General features: G+C 73.3%; 15 protein-coding genes. 7 read left to right on the top strand and 8 right to left on the bottom strand.

What is annotated here, in order from left to right; all coding sequences use genetic code 11:
- Nucleotides 1–200 precede the first annotated feature (200 nt).
- The 3 genes from MTO99_RS12235 to MTO99_RS12225 are packed head-to-tail and all read right to left on the bottom strand — an operon-like array spanning nt 201 to nt 3596.
- On the bottom strand, nt 201–2000 hold the full coding sequence (locus tag MTO99_RS12235; protein ID WP_243553917.1) for a carbohydrate-binding domain-containing protein: 1800 nt from the start codon (nt 1998–2000) through the stop codon (nt 201–203).
- 25 nt (nt 2001–2025) lie between these two features.
- A complete protein-coding gene (locus MTO99_RS12230; RefSeq protein WP_243553915.1) occupies nt 2026–2874 on the bottom strand; it encodes a polyphosphate polymerase domain-containing protein in 849 nt (282 codons plus the stop codon).
- Nucleotides 2871–3596 (bottom strand): DUF4956 domain-containing protein, encoded by a 726-nt coding sequence (locus MTO99_RS12225; RefSeq protein WP_243553914.1) that lies wholly within the window; start codon nt 3594–3596, stop codon nt 2871–2873. Before MTO99_RS12225 ends, MTO99_RS12230 begins: the two co-directional genes overlap by 4 nt.
- Before the next feature lie 218 nt (nt 3597–3814).
- Between MTO99_RS12225 and MTO99_RS12220 the strand changes: the two genes are divergently transcribed.
- Nucleotides 3815–4231: a transferase gene (locus MTO99_RS12220; RefSeq protein ID WP_168209177.1), complete on the top strand. Its 417-nt coding sequence runs from the start codon at nt 3815–3817 to the stop codon at nt 4229–4231.
- Between the two features lie 86 nt (nt 4232–4317).
- On the opposite strand, the gene MTO99_RS12215 is transcribed toward MTO99_RS12220, so the two are convergent.
- Complete coding sequence (locus MTO99_RS12215) at nt 4318–5394, bottom strand: LLM class flavin-dependent oxidoreductase (protein ID WP_243553913.1); 1077 nt, start codon at nt 5392–5394, stop codon at nt 4318–4320.
- Between the two features lie 175 nt (nt 5395–5569).
- Between MTO99_RS12215 and MTO99_RS12210 the strand changes: the two genes are divergently transcribed.
- Both MTO99_RS12210 and MTO99_RS12205 read left to right on the top strand, forming a co-directional pair.
- A complete protein-coding gene (locus MTO99_RS12210; RefSeq protein WP_243553912.1) occupies nt 5570–6922 on the top strand; it encodes a DUF4407 domain-containing protein in 1353 nt (450 codons plus the stop codon).
- A gap of 103 nt (nt 6923–7025) precedes the next feature.
- The gene (locus MTO99_RS12205; RefSeq protein ID WP_243553911.1) at nt 7026–8225 is read left to right on the top strand and encodes a baeRF11 domain-containing protein; all 1200 of its coding nucleotides are present in this window, start codon (nt 7026–7028) and stop codon (nt 8223–8225) included.
- A gap of 2 nt (nt 8226–8227) precedes the next feature.
- Here MTO99_RS12205 and MTO99_RS12200 read toward each other — a convergent pair whose 3' ends face one another.
- A complete protein-coding gene (locus tag MTO99_RS12200; RefSeq protein ID WP_243553910.1) occupies nt 8228–8686 on the bottom strand; it encodes a hypothetical protein in 459 nt (152 codons plus the stop codon).
- Between the two features lie 97 nt (nt 8687–8783).
- On the opposite strand from MTO99_RS12200, the gene MTO99_RS12195 reads away from it, so the two are divergent.
- Both MTO99_RS12195 and MTO99_RS12190 read left to right on the top strand, forming a co-directional pair.
- Nucleotides 8784–9782 (top strand): LLM class F420-dependent oxidoreductase, encoded by a 999-nt coding sequence (locus MTO99_RS12195; protein WP_243553908.1) that lies wholly within the window; start codon nt 8784–8786, stop codon nt 9780–9782.
- Nucleotides 9783–9856: 74 nt separating this feature from the next.
- A complete protein-coding gene (locus tag MTO99_RS12190; RefSeq protein WP_243553907.1) occupies nt 9857–10738 on the top strand; it encodes a hypothetical protein in 882 nt (293 codons plus the stop codon).
- Nucleotides 10739–10762: 24 nt separating this feature from the next.
- On the opposite strand, the gene MTO99_RS12185 is transcribed toward MTO99_RS12190, so the two are convergent.
- Nucleotides 10763–11041 carry a glutaredoxin family protein gene (locus tag MTO99_RS12185; RefSeq protein ID WP_243553906.1) on the bottom strand — a complete coding sequence of 93 codons (279 nt, stop codon included), beginning with the start codon at nt 11039–11041 and terminating at the stop codon, nt 10763–10765.
- 101 nt (nt 11042–11142) lie between these two features.
- The gene (locus tag MTO99_RS12180) at nt 11143–14751 is read right to left on the bottom strand and encodes a TM0106 family RecB-like putative nuclease (RefSeq protein WP_243553905.1); all 3609 of its coding nucleotides are present in this window, start codon (nt 14749–14751) and stop codon (nt 11143–11145) included.
- Between the two features lie 158 nt (nt 14752–14909).
- On the opposite strand from MTO99_RS12180, the gene MTO99_RS12175 reads away from it, so the two are divergent.
- On the top strand, nt 14910–16775 hold the full coding sequence (locus tag MTO99_RS12175; protein WP_243553903.1) for a DUF2207 domain-containing protein: 1866 nt from the start codon (nt 14910–14912) through the stop codon (nt 16773–16775).
- Nucleotides 16776–16860: 85 nt separating this feature from the next.
- Nucleotides 16861–17616 (top strand): SDR family NAD(P)-dependent oxidoreductase, encoded by a 756-nt coding sequence (locus MTO99_RS12170; RefSeq protein WP_243553902.1) that lies wholly within the window; start codon nt 16861–16863, stop codon nt 17614–17616.
- A 35-nt stretch (nt 17617–17651) separates the two neighbouring features.
- On the opposite strand, the gene MTO99_RS12165 is transcribed toward MTO99_RS12170, so the two are convergent.
- Nucleotides 17652–19259 carry a molybdopterin-dependent oxidoreductase gene (locus MTO99_RS12165; RefSeq protein WP_243553901.1) on the bottom strand — a complete coding sequence of 536 codons (1608 nt, stop codon included), beginning with the start codon at nt 19257–19259 and terminating at the stop codon, nt 17652–17654.
- Between the last annotated feature and the right edge of the window lie 33 nt (nt 19260–19292).

The raw sequence follows: 19292 nt of genomic DNA, 5'->3' as shown, positions 1-19292 counted from the left end.
GTCGCGCCTACCGCGCTCGCTCCCCCTGCCGTCCGCTCCGCTCGCGTCCTGCGGCTGCGCCACTTCGACGCCGCCTGCGCCAGTTCGTCTGGCGCGGAGGCCGCCGAAGTGGCGCAGCGCGGGGCTGCGTGGGGCGCGAGCGGCGTGCGCATGGGTGCGAGCGGGGCTGCGTGGGGCGCGAGGGAACGCGAGGCCCGCATTCAGGGCCGGGTCGGCGGCTGCCCGCCGCCGGGCCCGCCACCCCCGCCGGGCCGCCCGCCGCCGGGCATGCCCATCGAGACCTGCTCGCCCGCGACCGCCGAGCCGACGGCGGCGCCCTCGGCCGTGACGGTGTACGTCTCGCCGTTCACGAGGCCGGGCGACGAGAACGCCACCGAGCCCGCCTGCTTCGCGGCCGTGACCGTGCCGACGACGGTGCCGTCGGACGCGGTGACCTGCAGCGTCGTCCCGGCCGCCACGGTGCGGTCGAGGGTGACGAGCACCGAGGCTTGCGAGGCATCCGCACCGGGGGCCATCGCCATGCCGCTCGCGCCGACCGCGATCAGCGTGCCGCCGGTGATGTCGAACGTTCCGTCGTAGTCGAGCGCGGCGTTGCCGTCGTTCGTCGGCCCCTGCACCGTGACGGTGCCGCCCGACATCGAGATCGAGCCGTTCGCGTCGAGGCCGTCGCCGTCGGCGTCGACCTCGAGGGTGCCTCCGGTGACGGTGAGCGTCAGCGCGTCGGCGGTCGACGCGACGTCGCCGGCCGACACGTTGACCCCGTCGTCGGATGCCGCGACCCGCGTGGTGCCGCCCGCGATCGTGATCGCCGAGCCCTCGAGACCCTCGTACGACGCGGTCACGTCGACGGTGCCTCCCGAGACGGTGAGCGCGACATCCGCGTGCACGCCGTCGTCGCCGGCGGCGACCTCGACGGTGCCGTCGGCGAGGTGCGCGGTGTTGTCGGTGTGGATCGCGTCCTCGGCGGCATCGACCGTCACCGATCCGCCGTCGATGACGACGTAGACCCGGCCTTTCAGCCCCTTCGCCGACGCGTCTTCGGCGACGCTCGCCTCGTGCCCGCCGCCCGACGTCACGTCGAGGGTGCCGCCCCAGACGACGACGTCGGTCGCGGCATCCAGCCCGTCGCCGCCGGCGGTGACGGTCACGTCGCCGCCCGCGATCGCGAGGTACCCGCGGTCGGCGTCCTCCTCGTCGTCGGCCTTCAGTCCGTCGCCGCCCGCGGTAACGGTGATCGTGCCGCCGTCGATCTGCACCTCGTCCTTGCCGCGGATGCCGTCGTCGACCGCATCGACGGTGATGGTGCCGCCGGTGATGCGCAGGCCGTCCTTGCTCGCGATGCCGTCGTTGCCGTTGCCGTGGACGACGAGTTCGCCGGTGCCGGCCGACTCGGCGGCGATCACGAGGTCGGTCGCGCTGAACAGCGCGGCGTTCACGTCGGCGCCGTCGGCGTACGCCGCGGTGTCGGCGAGCGTGTTCGAACTGCCGTCGGCGAGCACGACCTGCACCTCCTCGGCCGCCGTGATCGCGATCGCGGCGGAGGAATCGCTCGCGATGTCGACGCCGTCGAGCACGAGCCGTACGAGCCCGTCGCCCGGCACGTTCACCACGACCTGCCCGTCGAGATCGCCCGACAGTCGGTACGTGCCGGCGGCGGTGATCGTCACGGTGCCGTCGTCGACCGAGACCGCGTCGGAGTCGCTCGTCGCCGACGAGCCCGACAGCGTGATCGCGGTCTCGTCGGCCACCGACCAGGTGTCGTCGCCGTCGCCGCCGGGTGCGGCTTCGTTGTCGGCCATCACCTCGGCGGCGGTCGCGCCCGGGTCGACCGCCTCGACGGTCGCGAGCTCGACGGATGCCTCGGAGCCGGTGCCGAGCGTCGCGCCGGTGTCGGCGGTGTCGCCGGTCGAGCAGCTCGCGAGCACGAGGGCGCCGACGAGGGTGAGGGGTGCCGCGATCGCGGCGGTGAGCCAGGGGCGGCGGGAGGGATGGGCGTTCATGGAGTCTCGTTTCGTGGGAGCTTCGTCAGGAGCTGGTGGTCGGGGCGTTCGCGGGCTCGCGCCGGGCGCCCGCGAAGTCGCGGGCCAGCACGCGGTGCCAGCGGTTCGCCGGCAGGCCGGGCCGGAGCGCTGCGAGCCCCGTCGCGTACTTCGAGATGCGGGTCGGTCGGTGCCCGCACGCCCACAGGGCATGGTCGACTTCGCCTGCGGAGGCGCCCGATTTCGTCTCGACGATCACGCGGTCGGGCGTGGTCATCACCGTCGGGAACGAGCCGCCGCGTCCGCGGTCGACCCAGGTGAGGTCGAGGTCGACGGTGGCGCGGCTCTCGGGGCGGGCGCCGGTGGCCGGCACCAGCAGGGTCGCCCGCCGGTACCGGGTGGTGAGCACGGCATCGAGGTGCAGGTCGGAGGGCGCTCCGATGCCCGACTCGTCGAGCACGTCGCGCGCGTAGGCGTGACCGTCGCCGGAGAGGGCGGTCGTGGCATCCGGATCGACGGCGACTCGATCCTTCACCGTGACGGCCCGGCCGCCGCGGGTCTTCACCTCGAGGAATGCGAGATCCGAGCCGAGGTAGCTGCGGGTGCGCACTTTGAAGCGCCGACGCCGCCCGCGAGCGGCGAGCGTGAAGCTCACCAGGTCGGCGGTGTCGAAGTACACCGACTCGTACCGCTGGGCGCGGGCGCCGTCGATCTCGAGCGCGAGGGTGCCGGCGGGCAGCCGGTCGAGCACCCGCGGCAGGTCGGCGAGCGGCAGGAGGTACTTGCGGTCGACCCGGGTGAGCAGCTCGGCCCGGGTGTTCAGCTCGTCCAGGCTCACCGGGGCGAGGGTCGCGAGGGATGCGAACGCCCGCTCGCGCCCGCTCACCGCGGTCATCGCGCAACCTCGAGCGAGACGGTCTCGGCCGCCGGCCGCTCGGCGGTCGCGGCCGGGCGGGCCTCGACGGGCGTCGCGGCATCCGAGCCGGCCGTAGCGGGCCGCGTCGCGCCCGGCCGCGTCGCGCCCAGCCGGGTCGCGCCCGACCGGGTCGCGCCCGGCCGCGCCGCGCCGGCCCTGGGGGCCTCGAACCGCACGTCCACCTTCGTCGTGTCGTCGACGAGGTCGAGCTGTTCGACGCGCACCCGCAGCACCCGCCCGCCGAGCACCTGCTCGAGCCGGGCCGTGAGTTCGTGCTCGTCGGCGATCGCCTGGTCGAGCACGACCGACTGCTGACGGGAACGGCGGAACAGCGCCGGGTGGTCGCCGATCGCGAGCACGACGAGGACGAGGGCCATGAGCCCGATCCCGAGCCAGGACGCGGTGCCGACCAGGCCGCCGATGAGACCGAGCGCGAGCGCGGCGAAGTAGTACGCCACCTCGTGCTGCTCGATCTCGCGCGAACGGAGCCGGATGATCGACAGCACGCCGAACAGGCCGAGGCCGAGCCCGGCGCCGACGGCGGTCTGCCCGAGCACGAGCGCGACGGCGAGCACGCCGACGTTGACGGTCAGGTAGGCGACCACGAGGTCGCGCCGTCGGTGCCTCGGGAAGTACAGGCCGAACACCAGAACGGCGATGGCGACGAGGTCGACGGCGATGAGCAGGAGGGACTGGTCCACGGTGGGCTCCGATCAGTTCGATGGGATGCCTCCATCCAGCCGGATCCCGCAAGCCGGGTGCTGTGGGTTCGCCATGCGGAACCTATGCGTCCCGTGTCGGAGTGCCGAACGTCGATGCATCCGTATCGAGCCGCACCGCCGAACCGCGGGAATGCCCCGGTCAGCATCGGTGTTGTAGCACCTGCGGACGCATCCGAGCGTCCCGAAGGGAGGAGTCCGTGGGCATCAGCTACGTCGAGTTCGAGGACGAGAACGGGGTTCTGCGGCGCTACCGCAAGCACGTGAACGGGCGCGGCCTCGTGGCCACGACCGCGAAGGTCGACCCCACCGCGTTCGTCGACCCGACCGCCTACGTCGACCCCGGAGCAGAGGTCCAGCGCCACGCCGTCATCGGCCCCGGAGGCTGGGTCGACCGCGACGCCATCGTCGCCGAGCGCGCCGAGATCGGGGTGCGCGCCCATGTGGGCCGCGGCGCCGTCGTCGGCCGCAACGCCGTCGTCGGCCCGTACGCCTCGATCGGCGCCGCCGCGCGAGTCCAGAACGGTGCGCGCGTGCCGCGGGAAGCCAAGGTCGCCGAGGGCGACGAGTACCGCGCCTCCACGGAGGATCTGCGCAGGCTCGGTCTCGCGGCCTGAGCGAACCCGCCGGTCGGGGTGCGCCGGGCGCGTGCCGAGGCCCCGAAGGGCCGCTCACCTGGTGGCGATACGCTCTCCGGTGCTCGCTACTCGACCGGCGGGTTGGTCGCCCGCTCTTCGAGCAGCGCGCCCGCCAGCAGTTCGAGGGTCTGCACGCGGCCGGGCGAGGCATCCGCCGGTTCGGCCGCGTAGGCGCCCGTGACGGGCACGACCATCACCTCGTCGACGCCGTGCCGGACCGCGAGGTCGCGCAGGCGCGCGGACGCGGCATCCGGTTCGCCGATGATCCAACGCCCGCGCATCGCCGCGATGAGCTCGTCGGCGAGTTCGTCGGCGGGCGCGGCGAGCGCCTCCTCGACCGTCTCGAGCGCGTGCATCGGCCGGTTGAGCCGCAGCCGCGCCATCTGCCGCAGCTGCGGCAGGGCGCGCTCGTGCGCCTCGGCCGCGGTGGGGGCGACGACCGCGTTCACGGTGAGGAAGGTCTCGGGGGCCGGATGCCGCTCGCTCGGCGTGTATCCGCTGCGGTACAGCTCGAGCGCGCGCTCGAGCCCTTCGCCCGAGAAGTGGTTGGCGAACACGTACGGCAGGCCGAGTTCGGCGGCGAGCTTCGCCGAGTAGTCGCTCGAGCCCAGCAGCCACACGGTCGGCGCGCCCGCCGCGGCGGGGGTGGCGGCGATGGGGTACTCGCGCCCGCTGGTGAGCCGCAGCGTCGCGCCGTCGGGCTGGAGCAGGCTGACGATGTCGGTGACGTGGTCGGGGAACCGGTCGACGTCGGCGGTCGGCCCCGAGATGCGCAGCAGCTGCGTGATGACGGGGTCGCTGCCCGGAGCGCGCCCGATGCCGAGGTCGATGCGGCCCGGCGCGATCGCCTCCAGCGCGGCGAACTGCTCGGCCACGACGAGCGGCGCGTGGTTCGGCAGCATGACGCCGCCCGAGCCGACCCGGATCCGCTCGGTGCGCGCCGCGATCGCGGCCGCGAGCACGGGCGGGGTGGTGGAGGCGACGGCCGGCATGTTGTGGTGCTCGGCGAACCAGTAGCGGGTGTAGCCGAGCCGGTCGGCGGCCTGCGCGAGGGCGACCGAGGCGGCGACGGCGTCGGCGCTGGTCTGGCCCGTGCGCACGGGAACGAGGTCGAGCACGGACAGGCGCGGTGTGGTGGTCATCGCTTCGATGCAACCGGATGCCTCGGCCGCCGTATTCCGCCGTGTTCCGCCGGTCGACGTGTGGAGGCGACGGGATCAGGGTCGATCGGGGGATTCCCCCAGTGTCGCCGGAACGGTCGGGGGAGTATCGTGTCCGGTCTGACCTGATCGGGGGATCGGCGGATCGGGGGGATCGATGAGCCGGCTCGGTGACGCGCTCGTGACGTTCGGCGGCGCACGGCCCGATGTGATCGGGCGTGCGCCGGGCCAGCGTCAGCGGTACCTCTCGATGGGGCTCGTCCTCATCGCGACCGCCGCCGTGTCGGCCGCGGCGGCGTCGTTCGCGATGCTGATGGCGTTGACCGCGCCGCCGTGGGTCGCGATCGGCGTCGGCATCCTGTGGGGTCTGGTCATCCTCGCGATCGACCGCATGCTCGTCGTCGGCATGCCGCGTCAGCCGCGCCCTTCGGCGAACCTGCTGCTCGCCCTGCCCCGCGTGGCCCTCGCGCTCGTCATCGGCATCGTCGTGGCGACCCCGCTCACGCTGCAGGTGTTCGAGCGGGAGATCGCGGCCGAGACCGAGGTGATGGCACTCGAGGCGAAGCAGGCGTTCGAGGAGGAGCTCGCGTCCGACCCGCGCTACGCCGAGATCGACGGACTGACGGCGAGCGTCGCCGCGCAGCGCGCACTCATCTCCGACGGCGGCCGCGACGCGCTCGCCGCCGACCCCGACTACGTCGCCGCGCAGGCCGCGACCGCCGCCGCGCAAGCCGCCTACGACGAGGCGAACCGGGTGTGGCTGAGCGAGCTCGACGGCACCGAGGGCACCGGCATCGTGGGCGACGGCCCCATCACCCGGTCGAAGAAGCTCGACCGCGACGGCAAGCTCGCCGCACTCGACGCCGCGAAGGCCGCCGAGGCCGACGCCAAGGCGCAGGCCGAGGCGCGCATCGAAGCGGGCGCCGCCGAGGCGATCGCCCAGGCCGAGCAGACCCTCGCCGCCGACCAGGAGCGGCTCGACCGGCTCACCGCCGCGCGCGACCTCGAGCAGACCCGGTACGAGGCGGCGGCCGAGCAGAGCAACGGCATGCTCGCCCGGCTCGATGCGCTCTGGCGCATCGGCGAGCGCAACGGCCTGCTCGGGTTCGCGCACCTGATGATCGCGCTGCTGTTCGTGTGCGTCGAGCTCATGCCCGTGCTCACGAAGACGCTGCAGAACCTGATGGCGCCGACGGCGTACGACGAGGTGGCGCGCATCACCGACGACGCGATCGTGGCGTCCGAGCGCGAACGGTCCGACGAGCGTCTGCGCGCCGCCCGCGAGGAGTCCGCTCCGCGCGTCGACGTCGCCGAGTACCGCGCCGGCCTGCGACGCGAATCCGGCCGCCGCGTCGCCGAGGCGTTCGTCGCCAAGCAGGAGGAGGCGGAGCTCGCCGCCATCGACGAGTGGGCCGAGCAGCGCGCCCCGTTCATCGCGACCCGCGCCGTGCGCGAGTGGGAGCGCGACGTCGACGGGGCGCCCGTCGAGCCGTCGGCGTCGAAGGCGTGAGCCGACCCCGGTCGGGACTGTCGTTCTCGCGCGCGTCTCCCTAGGCTGGAGGGACGCGACGCCGCGGTTGCGGCTCGCGACGATTCCCAGGGGGAGGGAACGCATGACCGTTCACCACGACATGCCCACCACGGCCGACTTCACCGCCCTCGCCGGTGTCCATCACCCGGCCATCTCGATCTACGCCTCGACGTCTCCGGTCGTCGCCGAGCGCGAGCGCGCCGAGGTCGCCGTGAAGAGCGCGTTCGACGCCGCGATCGAGCAGGTGAAGAGCGACGGGGCATCCGCCGCCGAACTCGACGCGCTGCGCGCCCGGCGCGACGCGATCCTCGGCGACCTGCAGCTGTGGGGCACGCTCGCGAGGTCGCTCGCGATCTTCGTCGCGCCCGACTTCGACGACGTGTTCGTGCTGCCGAACCGACTCGACGACTCGTGGCACGTCGGCTCCCACTTCACGCTCGGGCAGCTCCTGCGCGCACCCAGCCAGGACCAGGAGGCGTTCGCCATCACGATCTCGGCGCACGAGTGGTCGCTGTGGCACGCGACGCCGGTCGCGCGGGCCGCGAAGCTCGAGCTCGACGCGCAGGGCGTGGCGAACCTGGACGAGGCGACCAACCGCGAACCCGGCGAGGACCGCCCGCGCGGTGCTCAGCGCGGCACCAACAGCCAGGGCGGAGCGAGCCGTCTCACGGGCGACGAGGGCCGCAAGACGCTGCTCGACCTCTACGCCAAGCGCGTCGTCGACGTGGTGCGCCGCGCGCTGCACGAACTCGACCCCGACGAGCGGGTGCCGCTGTTCGTGTTCTCGGCCGAACCGCTGCTGAGCCTGTTCATCGACCGCGCCCGCAACTCGCGCCGGGTCGTCGGGGTGTCGGGCGGCGCCGACCGGCTGACCGCCGCCGAGGTCGACGAGGCCGTCCGCCAGCAGCTCGCGAAGCTGAACATCCACGAGGCGGAGTCGCAGTTGCGCACCCTCGTGGAGGGAACCGCGGGCCGAGTCGAACGCGACCTCGCCGCGATCGCCCGCGAGGCGGCCGACGGTGCCGTCGAGACGTTCTGGTTCGACTTCACGACCTCGGTGAACGGCACGCTCGCCGCCGACTCGGGCGCGATCGAATTCGCGAGCGGCAACGGCACCGGCGACGCGCTCGCCGACGGCACCCGCGCCGGCGACCTGCTCCCCCAGCTCGCCCTGCTCGTGCTGGCCAAGGGCGGCAAGGTGGTCACCGTGCGCGGCGACGATCTCGACGGCGGCGTCTGGTCCGGCCCGGCGATGGCCGAGCTGCGGTACGCGCTCGCGTAGGGTCAGCGCGCGTCGCGCCCGGTCCACCGGCCGGGCGCCGCGCTCGCCACGCCCACCTGGGCGGCCTCCAGCACGGGCACGGTGATCGGGGCGCGGTACGCGAAGCGGATCATCACCTCGTTCGCAGCCGAGTCCTCGATGAGCGTCTCCACTTCGACGTCGGTCAGCACGCGGGCCGCGGCATCCGAGGGCGGTGTTTCGCGCAGTTCGAGCCAGACTTGCTCGGGGTGCGGCACGACGCCGGGGTTGGCCGCGACGAGCGTCAGCGTCCAGCCCGCGGTGGGGCAGCGGCCGGCCCCCGCGACGCGGATGATGCGCACGCCGCACGCGGTCGACGCGGTCGCGGTGAAGTCGGCGGCCGAGAACTCGCAGGCCGGTGCGGGCGGCCGGATCCGGTGCACGGCGGCGACGAACGGGATGCGGAGGGGGCGGGTGTTCAGGTCGGTGTCCAGGTCGGTCATACCGGCCGACGGTACGGAGGACACGGGCCGGATGCCTCAGGGCTGGCGCTGAGATCCGGATGCCGCGGGCCCGTGGCATCCGAATAGGCTCGACCCCATGCGATTCGGAATGTTCGTTCCCCAGGGTTGGCGTCACGATCTCGTCGGCATCGAGCCGGCCGAGCACTGGGCGGTGATGCACGGCCTCGCCGCGCACGCCGACCGCGAGGGCTCGCCGTGGGAGTCGATCTGGGTCTACGACCATTTCCACACCGTGCCGACGCCGTCGCTCACCGAGGCCACGCACGAAGCCTGGTCGCTGGTGAACGCGTACGCCGCGTCGACCTCGCGCGTGCGCATCGGCCAGATGTGCACGTGCATGTCGTACCGCAACCCCGCGTACCTCGCGAAGGTCGCCGCGACCGCCGACATCGTCTCGGGCGGGCGCGTCGAGATGGGCATCGGCGGCGGATGGTACGAGCACGAGTGGCGGGCGTACGGGTACGGGTTCCCGCCCGTGCGGGAACGGCTCGGGCGGCTGCGCGAGGGCGTCGAGATCATGCAGCAGGCGTGGACGACGGGCACCGCGACCCTCGACGGCGAGTACTACCGGGTGGACGGCGCGATCTTCCAGCCGCAGCCGCTGCAGCCGGGCGGCATCCCGTTCTGGATCGCCGGCGGCGGCGAGCAGGTCACGCTGCGCATCGCGGCGAAGTACGCCTCGTACACGAACTTCTTCGGCTCGCCCGAGGAGTTCACCCACAAGAGCGAGGTGCTGCGCGGGCACTGCGAGAAGCTCGGCCGCGATTTCTCGTCGATCACCCGGTCGTCGAACTTCAACACCGTGATCGGCAGCGACGCCGCCGACGTCGACCGCCGGCTCGCCCGGCTCGAGGCGCGGGTCGCCCCCTACCTCGGCCCCGACGTCACGGCGCGGTTCATGGCCGACTACCGCGGCCCCAACTCGCTCGTCGGCACGCCCGCCGAGATCGTGGCGAAGCTGTCGAGCCTGCGCGAGCTCGGCCTCGAGTACGTCATCACGTACCAGCCCGAGCTCGCGTACGACCGCAGCGGGCTCGAGCTGTTCGAGCAGGAGGTCGTGCCGCAGCTGCGGTGAGCGGCCACCCGCCGGTCGAGGAGGGCCCGACGGGGGAGCACGCGTCTCGAGCCCCGCACCGCTAGCGTGGGCGGATGCGGTGGGAGCCGGAGGTCTCGCGCGGCGCCTGGATCGTGCCGCGGCTCGATCGCGCGTGGGGCACGATGCACGTCGTCGTGCCGCGCGGATTCGAGGCGTACGCGCGGGTGTTCCACCCGATCGGAGTCCAGCGGCCGGTCGGCCTGACGTGGGACGACGTTCGGGCCGGCGGGTGGCCCGACTCCTGGGAGCGGCGCTCCACCACCTGGGCGGCGGCCGCCGCCGACGCCGGGCTGACGTGGCATCCGCTGTTCCAGTGGGAGCGGGTGCGCGACACCGATCCGGACCGCGGGTCGTGGAACGGCGTGCCCGTCTCGCAGGGGTGGCGCGTCGATTCACCCGAGCAGGGACGCCTCGAGCCTGAGCTGCTCGCATCGATCACGGCGGTGCTCGCGCGGCACACGGCGACGCCCGACTCGGGGTGCGCCGCAGTGTGGGAGGGCTGGGGCGGGCTGTTCGGCCGAGGGGTGGTGCGGCTCGCCCTCGTCGACTCGGCGGATGACGAGCGCGGCCGAGTCGTGAGCACCACGCCGCCGGCGGTGCTCGGCTCCGAGGTCGAGGACGGCCCGCGGCTGTCGTTGCCGATGCGCGAGCACGTGCTGTTCGACGCAGGCGTCGCCGAGTTCGCGGATGCCTCGTGGCCGACGCGGGCGCCCTGGATCGCTGAACCCGAGCTGCGCGGTGAGTCGCCGAGCCTCATCTGGCCCGACGACCTCGCCTGGGTGCTCGTCAGCGAGATCGACTTCGACTCGACGGTGGTCGGCGGCACGGCGGCGTGCATCGCCGACCTCCTCGCCGTGCCGGGCATCGAGGCGGCTGAGATCCCCGAGGGCGCCGACCTGTCGATCGTGGGCGACCGCGTCAACCCGCGGTCCTGACCGATGTCGCCGCCTGCGAGGGGGTCAGGCGGTGGGCGCGCCGACCTCGTCGAGCTTCGCGCCGAGCTCGGCGTCGCTCGGCTCGGTGAAGTGCGTGCCGTCGGGGAACACGACCACGGGGATGTTCGTGCGGCCCGAGATCGCCTTCGCGCGGTCGGCGCCGTCTTCGACGACCATCAGGTCGACGTACTCGTAGTCGACGCCGCGACGGTCGAGCAGGGCCTTCGAGCGGCGGCAGTCGATGCACCACTCGGCGCCGTACATCGTGATGCGGGCAGGGTTCAGGTCGGAGGGGGAGGTCATGCCATGAATCTACGCAGCGAACCTGTGCGGTATTCCCAGCCGGCGCCCCGGGCGCACGCTGCCCGCGCCCATCGGGCCGGCAGGTGCCGTACCGCGGTCGCTCAGGCGAGCACCGGCGCCCCGCGCTCGGCGCCGACGAGGCGCATGAACGCGCTCAGCTGGGCGACGCCGTCGGCGTACCGCGGCAGCCCTTCGAGCAGCCCGGGCGAGTAGACGAGGTACGCCGCCCACTTCGCCCGCGACACCGCGACGTTCAGCCGGTTCTTCAGCAGCAGGAACTCGAGGCCTCGCGGCACGTCGGCCGCCGACGACGCCGCGAGCGAGATGATCGCCACGACCGCTTCTTGCCCCTGGAACTTGTCGACGGTGCCGACGGGGACGTCGACGTAGCCGGCGAGGTCGAGCGCGGTGCGCACGACGGCGAGCTGCGCGTTGTACGGCGTGACGACGATGAGGTCGGTCTGCTCGAGCGGTCGGCCGGGCTCGGTCACGATGCCGTCAGGGGTCTCGGATGCCTCGGACCACTCGCGCCCCATCAGCGACGCGACGAGTTCGACGATCACCTGCGCCTCTTCGGGCGAGTAGGTGGCGTTGCCGACGTGCTCGATGGGCAGCGGGGTGAGCCCGGGTGCGACGCCGGCGAGCCGGCGGGCCGAGGCGACCGGGTGCGAGCGCAGCTCGCCCTCGTACGACAGCCGCGAGACCGGAGCGGCGATCTCGGGGTGCATGCGCCGGCTCTCGGCGAGGAAGTACCCGTACTCGCTCGGCAGCACGTCGTGCCCGTCGGCGATCCAGCCGAGCGCCGACGTGTTGACCGGTTCGGGGTGCAGCGCCTGGCTCACCTGCGGCAGTTGCTGCGGGTCGCCGAGCAGCAGCAGGTTCTGCGTCGAGACCGCGACCGCGATCGTGGAGGCGAGCGAGAACTGCCCGGCCTCGTCGATGACGAGCAGGTCGAGCGCGCCACGCCCCACCCGGCGGGTGTTGCAGAAGTCCCACGCGGTACCGCCGACGACGAAGCCGTCGGGGTGGTCGCCGATGAAGCCGGCGAGCCGGTCTTTCTGCGTGAACGCGGTGAACGGCGCGCGTTCGACCTCGGCTGCGCTGCGCACCGACTTGCCGACCATCGCGGGGTCGAGGCCGGCGTCGACCACTGCGCAGAGCACGTTCTCGACGACGGCGTGCGACTGGGCGACGACGCCGATGCGGTAGCCGTGGTCGGCGACGAGCCGAGCGATGACGTGCGACGCGACGTAGGTCTTGCCGGTGCCGGGCGGCCCCTGCACGGCGAGGTACGAGCGGTCGAGCCGCCGCACCGACTCGACCACCTCGGCGACGACATCGCCGCCCTCGGCGTGCGGCACGAGCCCGCCCCGCGCGCGAGGAGGGAGCCGGCGCAGGATGTCGATCGCCGGCCCGTGCGGCAGCGCGGGCACCGGCTCGGCGGGCACCGGCAACGCCCCAGCCGCAGGCGCCGCGCCGCCCGCGCCCAGCCTCGCCACGATCGGCGACGCCCACTCGGCGATCGCCTCGCGCAGCTTGTCGGCGCGAGGCGGCCGCCCCGGTGCGATCGCGAACGGCAGCGGATGCCACGGATCGGCGCCGGCCACCGACGACTCCTCGACGACGACCCCGAGTTCGGTCGCCTCGACCACGACGGCGTCGGTCCACGCGCGCTGCCCCGGCCGGAACGTGTTGGACGGCATGGGTGCGGGCCACTCGTACAGCAGGAACACCTCCGTGCCGGGCGTGAAGCGCGACCCGGGTGCCACGCGCCCCTCGAGGTGCAGTTCGCGGCGGGGCTTGCCCCAGCGCGGCTCTTCATGCCACTGCTGCCGCACCGTCGAGCTCGCCGGGTCGACGACCAGCACGTCGCGATGGTCTTCCCACGTCTCGACGGGCTGGTCGGTGCGCAGGAAGTGCGCCCACCAGAAGCTTTTGTCCTCGCGCTGGTGGTAGTCGATCGCAGCCGACGCGAGCGCGAGCGCGGTGCGATCGGCGTCGCGCTCGTGCCCCGATTCGCGGGGCCCGGCCGCCTCGCGCAACGCCGCGGCGAGCGGGCTCGGCTCGTAGACCTTCGCGCCGCCGAGCTCGGCGAGGTACCGCGGCGGCACGGGCTCGACGCCCTCGCGGCGGGCGACGGCGAGCAGCCAGTCGCGCAGCCGCCGGGTCGACACGCAGTCGTACCGGTTGTACTCGGCGAGATCGTCGAGGATCGCCTGCGCCTCGTCGGCCGCACCCGGCCGCCCCGACTCGGCGAGCTCGCGCGACCGCACGTACTCGGTGATCGAGTCGCCGCCCGACTTCACGTCGGCCTCGCGCAACTCGTCGCCCATGTAGAGCGGCTCGAGCTTCTTGATCGAGTACGACCGGCTGCCCACGCGCACCGCGCGCTTGACGATGGGGTAGAGGTCGACGAGCACGCCGTCGGCGAGCAGTTGGTCGACGTCGGCCTCGCCGACGCCGTGGCGGGCGGCGATCGACGTCAGGTGGGTGCGCTCGTAGGACGCGTAGTGGTAGATGTGCAGATCGGGATGCTGCGCCCGGCGCAGCTTGACGAACTCGAGGAACCGCACGAGCGCCTCGCGCTCTTCGGCGAAGGAGTGCGCCCAGAACGCGGTGTACGTGTCGTGCTCGTCGACCATGCCCCACAGGTAGTCGAGATTCCACCGGGTGCCGTCGCCCTCGGTGTAGAGCGGGTCGCCCTCGAAGTCGAAGAACAGATCGCCCGGGTCCGGCACCGGGATCGCCGCGAGCGCACCGGCCTCGCGCACCGAGACCGGCGGCGGCAGCGGCGGATCGTCGGGACCGCGCGACCCGGATGCCTCGGCCTCGCGCTCGGCCGCCTCGGCCGCGAGCTGCAGGCGTGCCTGTTCGCGCAGGCCCTCGAGCGTGGCATCCATCAGATGCGGAACCGGCCCGGAGGACGCGGCGAGGTCGTCGATGGTGCGGATGCCGACCGCCGCGAGCGGGTCGCGCTGCGTGATGCGCAGCCCGCCGACCATGAGCACGTCGCGCCCGACCTGCACCTCGAGCTCGCAGGTGGGGCAGCGCCCGTCGTGCGCGTAACGCGGATCGCCCCACCGCACCGGGTCGGGATCGGCGAGGCGCTCGGTGACGATGGCGTGCAGCCGGGCGACCCGCTCGCGATACACCGGGCGGATGTCGTCGAGCAGGTGCGTGCTGGACGTGCCGTCGCCGAGGAGCAGCTCGACGGTGTCGTCGCAGGGGATGCCGAGCCGGTCGAGCTGATCGGCGTACGCGGCGAGCTGCAGCAGCGCGGTGACCCGCGCGTGCCGGGCGAGCTTCGAGTCCTGCACCCGATAGCGCCCGTCGGGCCGTCGCACCAGGAAGTCGGCGAACCCGACGAACCCGTCGTCGCGGAACATCGCCTGGTAGACCACCGGCGCACCGCCCTCGAGCGCATCGATCGTCGCCGCGACCGCCGCCTCGACCGCGGGCAGGTCGCGCACGCTGGGCTGCTCGATCTCGACGACCGCGTCGCCGAACTCGGCCCGGTAGCGCTCGAGCACGCGCAGCTCGTGCTCGGTGCCGAGCAACCCGGCCCGCCGCAGCATCTCGTCGTCGGGTGCCTCGAACAGCGTGTCGCGGCCGAGCTTGACGTCGAGCTCGCGCAGGAACGCGAACTCGCAATCGGACGCCTTCTTCAGATCGCTCGCACTCGTGACGACTCGCCCGTCTTCGACGTACATGCGACCCCATCTCCTCGTGTGCTGCCCACGCTAGCCGCGACATCCGACATCGAGCGCGGAGCATCCGCAATCGATCGGATGCCTCGCGGCGGCGCGGTGCGCGTCGTCATGGGCAACCTTCCCCGATCGCGTCGACGGAACCTCCTAGGCTGGGCGGCGTGAACAGCCGTGTGCGCGATCTCGCCGTGCGCGTCGCCGTGGGCGGCGCCATCACCCTCGCGACGGTGTTCGCGATGCCCGCGGCGGCGGTCGCGGCGCCGACGCCGGCCTCGGTCGCGTCCGGCGTCGAGGACTTCACGTTCGACTCGTTCCACGCCGACTACGAGCTCGGGCGCGACGACGGAGGCCATTCGACGCTCACCACGGTCGAGACGATCGTCGCCCGGTTCCCCGACTTCGATCAGAACCGCGGCATCGTGCGGCAGCTCGTCGACACATACCGCGGGCAGCCCACCGACCTGCACGTGGTCTCGGTGACCGACGCCGAGGGGCGGCCGGTGCCCTACGAGAGCGAGTCCGAAGACGGCATCGTCACACTCGCGCTCGGCACCGACGAATTCGTGCACGGCGTGCAGACCTACGTCATCACGTACACGCAGCGCAACATCACCCGCCACTACGCCGACACCGACGCCGACGAGTTCTACTGGGACGTGAACGGCGAGCACTGGCGGCAGCCGTTCGGCACGGTGAGCGCCGAGGTGCACGTCGACGACGACCTGCGCGCGGCCGCGACCGGCGGAGCCAACGCGGGCGTCGGCTCGTTCGGGGAGACCGACCCGGTCGACATCGTGACCACCGATACCGGGTGGTCGGTCACGACGACGGACGTGCAACCCGAAGCGACGCTGACCTTCGCGATCGGCTTCGAGCCCGGCACGTTCACCCCCCGCGATACCGGCTTCTTCGCCGAGCCCTGGCCCACGCTGTCGGTGCTCTCGGCGCTGCTCGCCGTGGCCGCGCTCGTCATCGCCGCCAGGGTGCGGTCGACTCGGCTGCGCGACGCGCCGGGCCGGGCGACCATCGTCGCCGAGTACCTGCCGCCGCGCGGGCTCAGCATCCCCATGGCCACGACGGTGGCGCGCTCGTCGAGAAGTCCCATCACGGCCCAGCTCCTGCAGCTCGCGCTGCTCGGCTCGATGCGCGTCATCGAGAAGCCGGGGCTCGGCGGTCTGCTGCGAGCACCCGAGTACGTGCTGCAGTACGTCGAGAACCCCGCACCCGAGAGTGCCGCGCGCCGGCTCCGCCGACCCGAGGCCACCCCCGACGACACGCGTGCGCTGCACGCGGTGTTCGGTGAGAACCTCGTGCACGGCGAGACCCGGTCGCTCAGTGCGCCCAGCGCGTCGATCGCCAGCGGGCTGCAGGCGCTGCTGAGCTCGGCGCGCACTGCGGCGGTCGACCAGGGGTTGCGCCGCAAGCGGCCGATGGGGCTGGTGATGCTGGTCGGGGCGATGGCGGGTCTCGGCACGGTGCTCGCCCTGGTCTTCGCCATCACGTCGGTCGAGCGCGACGTGGGCGGCGGGCTGCCCTGGATCGGCGTGCTGGCCGGGGTCGGGTCGCTGATCGCCACGATCGCGCTGGTCGCGAAGTGGCCGTACGAGGCGGCCGGTGCCGAACTGCGCGACCACCTCGCAGGCCTCGACCTGTACATCCGCCTCGCCGAAGCCGATCGCATCCGGGTGCTGCAGTCGCCCGCCGGGGCGATCCGCGAGCCGATCGCAGTGGACGACCCGGCGCAGGTGCTCGAGCTCACCGAACGCCTGCTGCCCTGGGCGGTGCTGCTCGGTCATGAGCGGCGCTGGGCCGAGGTGCTCGGTCGCGCGTACGAGCAGGCGGGCAGCGAGCCCGACTGGTACGTCGGCACGCAGCCGTTCTCGTCGGTCTCGTTCGCCTCGTCGCTCGACTCCATCTCCACCACCACGACGGCCTCGTTCGACAGCTCGAGCTCGAGCGGAGGGTCGGGCGGCGGCGGTGTCTCGGCCGGCGGCGGCGGCGGTGGCGGCGGCGGCGGGGGCCGCTGAAGCGGCGGCCGGGGTCGCCGCCGTGAGGAGCGATCGCTAGCGTGGGATCGTGCGGGTCGGGGGGCCCGCCGGAAGGGGGAACAGCATGGCCACCTACGACGTCGCCGACCGTTCGGCGATCGTGACCGGAGCCGGCAGCGGCATCGGCAAGTCCATCGCGGTGCTGCTCGGCGCCAACGGGGCATCCGTCATCGTCAACGACCTGAACGCCGAGCACGCCGCCGAGGTCGTCGAGGAGATCCGATCCGCCGGCGGCACCGCCGAGGCATCCGTCGGCGACGTGACCGACCCGGCGTGGAACCGTGCCGCCGTCGACGCCGCGAACGCGCTCGCGCCGCTGCGCATCGCGGTGAACAACGCGGGCATCGGCGGACCGGCCGCGGTCATCGGCGACTATCCCGACGACGGATGGGCCCAGGTGATCGCGGTCAACCTCTCGAGCGTGTTCCACGGCATGAAGGCGCAACTGCCCGCGATCGTCGCGAACGGCGGCGGCGCGATCGTGAACATGGCATCGATCCTCGGCAGCGTGGGGTTCGCGTCGTCGTCGGCGTACGTGAGCGCGAAGCACGGGCTCGTCGGGCTCACGAAGAACGCAGCGCTCGAGTACGCCCCGCTCGGCGTGCGGGTGAACTCGGTGGGCCCCGGCTTCATCAAGACGCCGCTCATCGACGCGAACCTCGACGAGGCGACCCAGCAGTTCCTGGTGTCGAAGCATCCGATCGGCCGGTTGGGCGAGGCCGACGAGGTCGCTGCGCTCGCGGTGTTCCTGGCCAGCGATGCGGCGAGCTTCATCACGGGCAGCTACCACCTCGTCGACGGCGGGTACACCGCGCTCTGATCGGATGCCCCGCGGCGCGAGCCGGCTCGAATCGTTCAGTTCACCGTGATCTCGACGGCGTGCAGCCCGGTCGCGCCGTCGGGCACGACCGGGGCGATCTCGTCGGTCTGCACCTCGCCGTCGCGGCCGGTCGCGCGCACCCGCAGCGTGTGCCGGCCGGCCGGGGCGTTCCAGGTCCACCGCCACTGCACCCAGGTGTCGTCCGAGATCGCGGCGGCGAGGTCGGCGTCGTACCACGGCCCCTCGTCGATCTGCACTTCGACCCGGTCGATGCCGACGTGCTGGTGCCAGGCGACGCCGGCGACGGTGACCGGCCCCGTCCCGACCGACGAGCCGCGCCGGGGCACGTCGATGCGGCTCTGGAGCTTCACCGGGCCTGCCGCGCTCCAGCCGCGGTCGGTCCAGTAGGCGGATGCCGCGCTGAACCTGGTGACCTCGAGCTCGGTGACCCACTTCGTCGCCGACACGTACCCGAAGAGCCCCGGCACCACCATGCGCACCGGGAACCCGTGCTCGAACGGTAGCGGCTCGCCGTTCATGCCGATCGCGAGGATCGCGTCGAGGCCGGGATCCTGGAGCGCCGACAGCGGGGTGCCGGCGGTGAATCCGTCGATGCTGCGGCTCAGCACCATGTCGGCGCCGGGCGCGGGCTTCGCGCGTGCGAGCAGGTCGCGGATCGGCGTGCCGAGCCAGACCGCGTTGCCGATCAGGTCGCCGCCGACCTCGTTCGACACGCACGCGAGGGTGACGACGTGCTCGGTCATCGGCAGGGCGAGCAGGTCGTTCCACGTGATCACCGCCTCGTCGGCGACCTCGCCGTGGATCCGCAACGACCAGTCGGCCGGGTCGATCTCGGGCACGCGCAGGGCGGTGTCGATGCGGTAGAAGTCGGCGTTCGGCGTGACGAGCGGGGTGAGGCCGTCGACGTCGAACTCGGCGCCCGCCGGAATCGTCGCGGTCGCATCCGGCACGGGGAGCCGGATCGCCTCGCGCACCGCCTGCAGGGCGCGCCGCCCCGCCTGGGCCGCGTACCCGCCGAGCCCGGCGAGCACGCCGACGACCGCGGCGCCCCCGGCCCAGGCCAGGAATCGGCGCCGGTCGGGTGCGGCGGCGGGAGCGCGGGCTGATTCGGGCGGACCGGATGCCTCGGGCGGACCGGATGCCTCGGGCGGACCGGATGCCTCGGGCTCGGCGCCGCGTGCCGCGATGCGCCGCACGAGCACCACGACCGCGATCGCCCCGGCGGCTCCGGCGAGCAGCGACGGGGCGACGGCGAGCGGACCGGCACCGGCCCGGGTCGCCGCGGCGACCGCGCCCACGACGCCGAGCAGCCCGAACACGACCCGCCCCCACGGCGGGCGAACCCGCTCGAGCACGCCCGCACCGGCCGCCGCCGCGGCGAGCACGATCGCGATGCCGACGATCAGCGCGGCCTTGTCGGCGGTGCCGAACAGCCCGATCGCGGCATCCTTGGCCCATCCCGGCGCCAGGTCGATGAGCGCCGCGCCCACCGCCACGAGGGGCCCCGAGCCGGGCGCGATGATCGCGGCCGCCAGCTCGCCGACGCCCAGCGCGAACACGGCGGCGGCGAGGCCGGCGATCGCGGCGAGCCATCCGTGCCGGTTCGCGGCGGTGGCGGACATGGCGGCAGCGTACCCCCGCCGTCTGCGCGCCGT

The organism is Agromyces larvae (genome assembly GCF_022811705.1).
GTDB lineage: Bacteria > Actinomycetota > Actinomycetes > Actinomycetales > Microbacteriaceae > Agromyces > Agromyces larvae.
The sequence above is the reverse complement of the archived record's forward strand: the minus strand, read 5'-3'. Positions and strand labels throughout refer to the sequence as shown.

Bases quoted from the DNA above. Each gene is read 5' to 3' on its own strand.
- MTO99_RS12235 (WP_243553917.1), bottom strand. From the start codon at position 2,000: ATGAACGCCCATCCCTCCCGCCGCCCCTGGCTCACCGCCGCGATCGCG.
- MTO99_RS12230 (WP_243553915.1), bottom strand. From the start codon at position 2,874: ATGACCGCGGTGAGCGGGCGCGAGCGGGCGTTCGCATCCCTCGCGACC.
- MTO99_RS12215 (WP_243553913.1), bottom strand. From the start codon at position 5,394: ATGACCACCACACCGCGCCTGTCCGTGCTCGACCTCGTTCCCGTGCGC.
- MTO99_RS12210 (WP_243553912.1), top strand. From the start codon at position 5,570: ATGAGCCGGCTCGGTGACGCGCTCGTGACGTTCGGCGGCGCACGGCCC.
- MTO99_RS12205 (WP_243553911.1), top strand. From the start codon at position 7,026: ATGACCGTTCACCACGACATGCCCACCACGGCCGACTTCACCGCCCTC.
- MTO99_RS12200 (WP_243553910.1), bottom strand. From the start codon at position 8,686: ATGACCGACCTGGACACCGACCTGAACACCCGCCCCCTCCGCATCCCG.
- MTO99_RS12195 (WP_243553908.1), top strand. From the start codon at position 8,784: ATGCGATTCGGAATGTTCGTTCCCCAGGGTTGGCGTCACGATCTCGTC.
- MTO99_RS12190 (WP_243553907.1), top strand. From the start codon at position 9,857: ATGCGGTGGGAGCCGGAGGTCTCGCGCGGCGCCTGGATCGTGCCGCGG.
- MTO99_RS12185 (WP_243553906.1), bottom strand. From the start codon at position 11,041: ATGACCTCCCCCTCCGACCTGAACCCTGCCCGCATCACGATGTACGGC.
- MTO99_RS12180 (WP_243553905.1), bottom strand. From the start codon at position 14,751: ATGTACGTCGAAGACGGGCGAGTCGTCACGAGTGCGAGCGATCTGAAG.
- MTO99_RS12170 (WP_243553902.1), top strand. From the start codon at position 16,861: ATGGCCACCTACGACGTCGCCGACCGTTCGGCGATCGTGACCGGAGCC.
- MTO99_RS12165 (WP_243553901.1), bottom strand. From the start codon at position 19,259: ATGTCCGCCACCGCCGCGAACCGGCACGGATGGCTCGCCGCGATCGCC.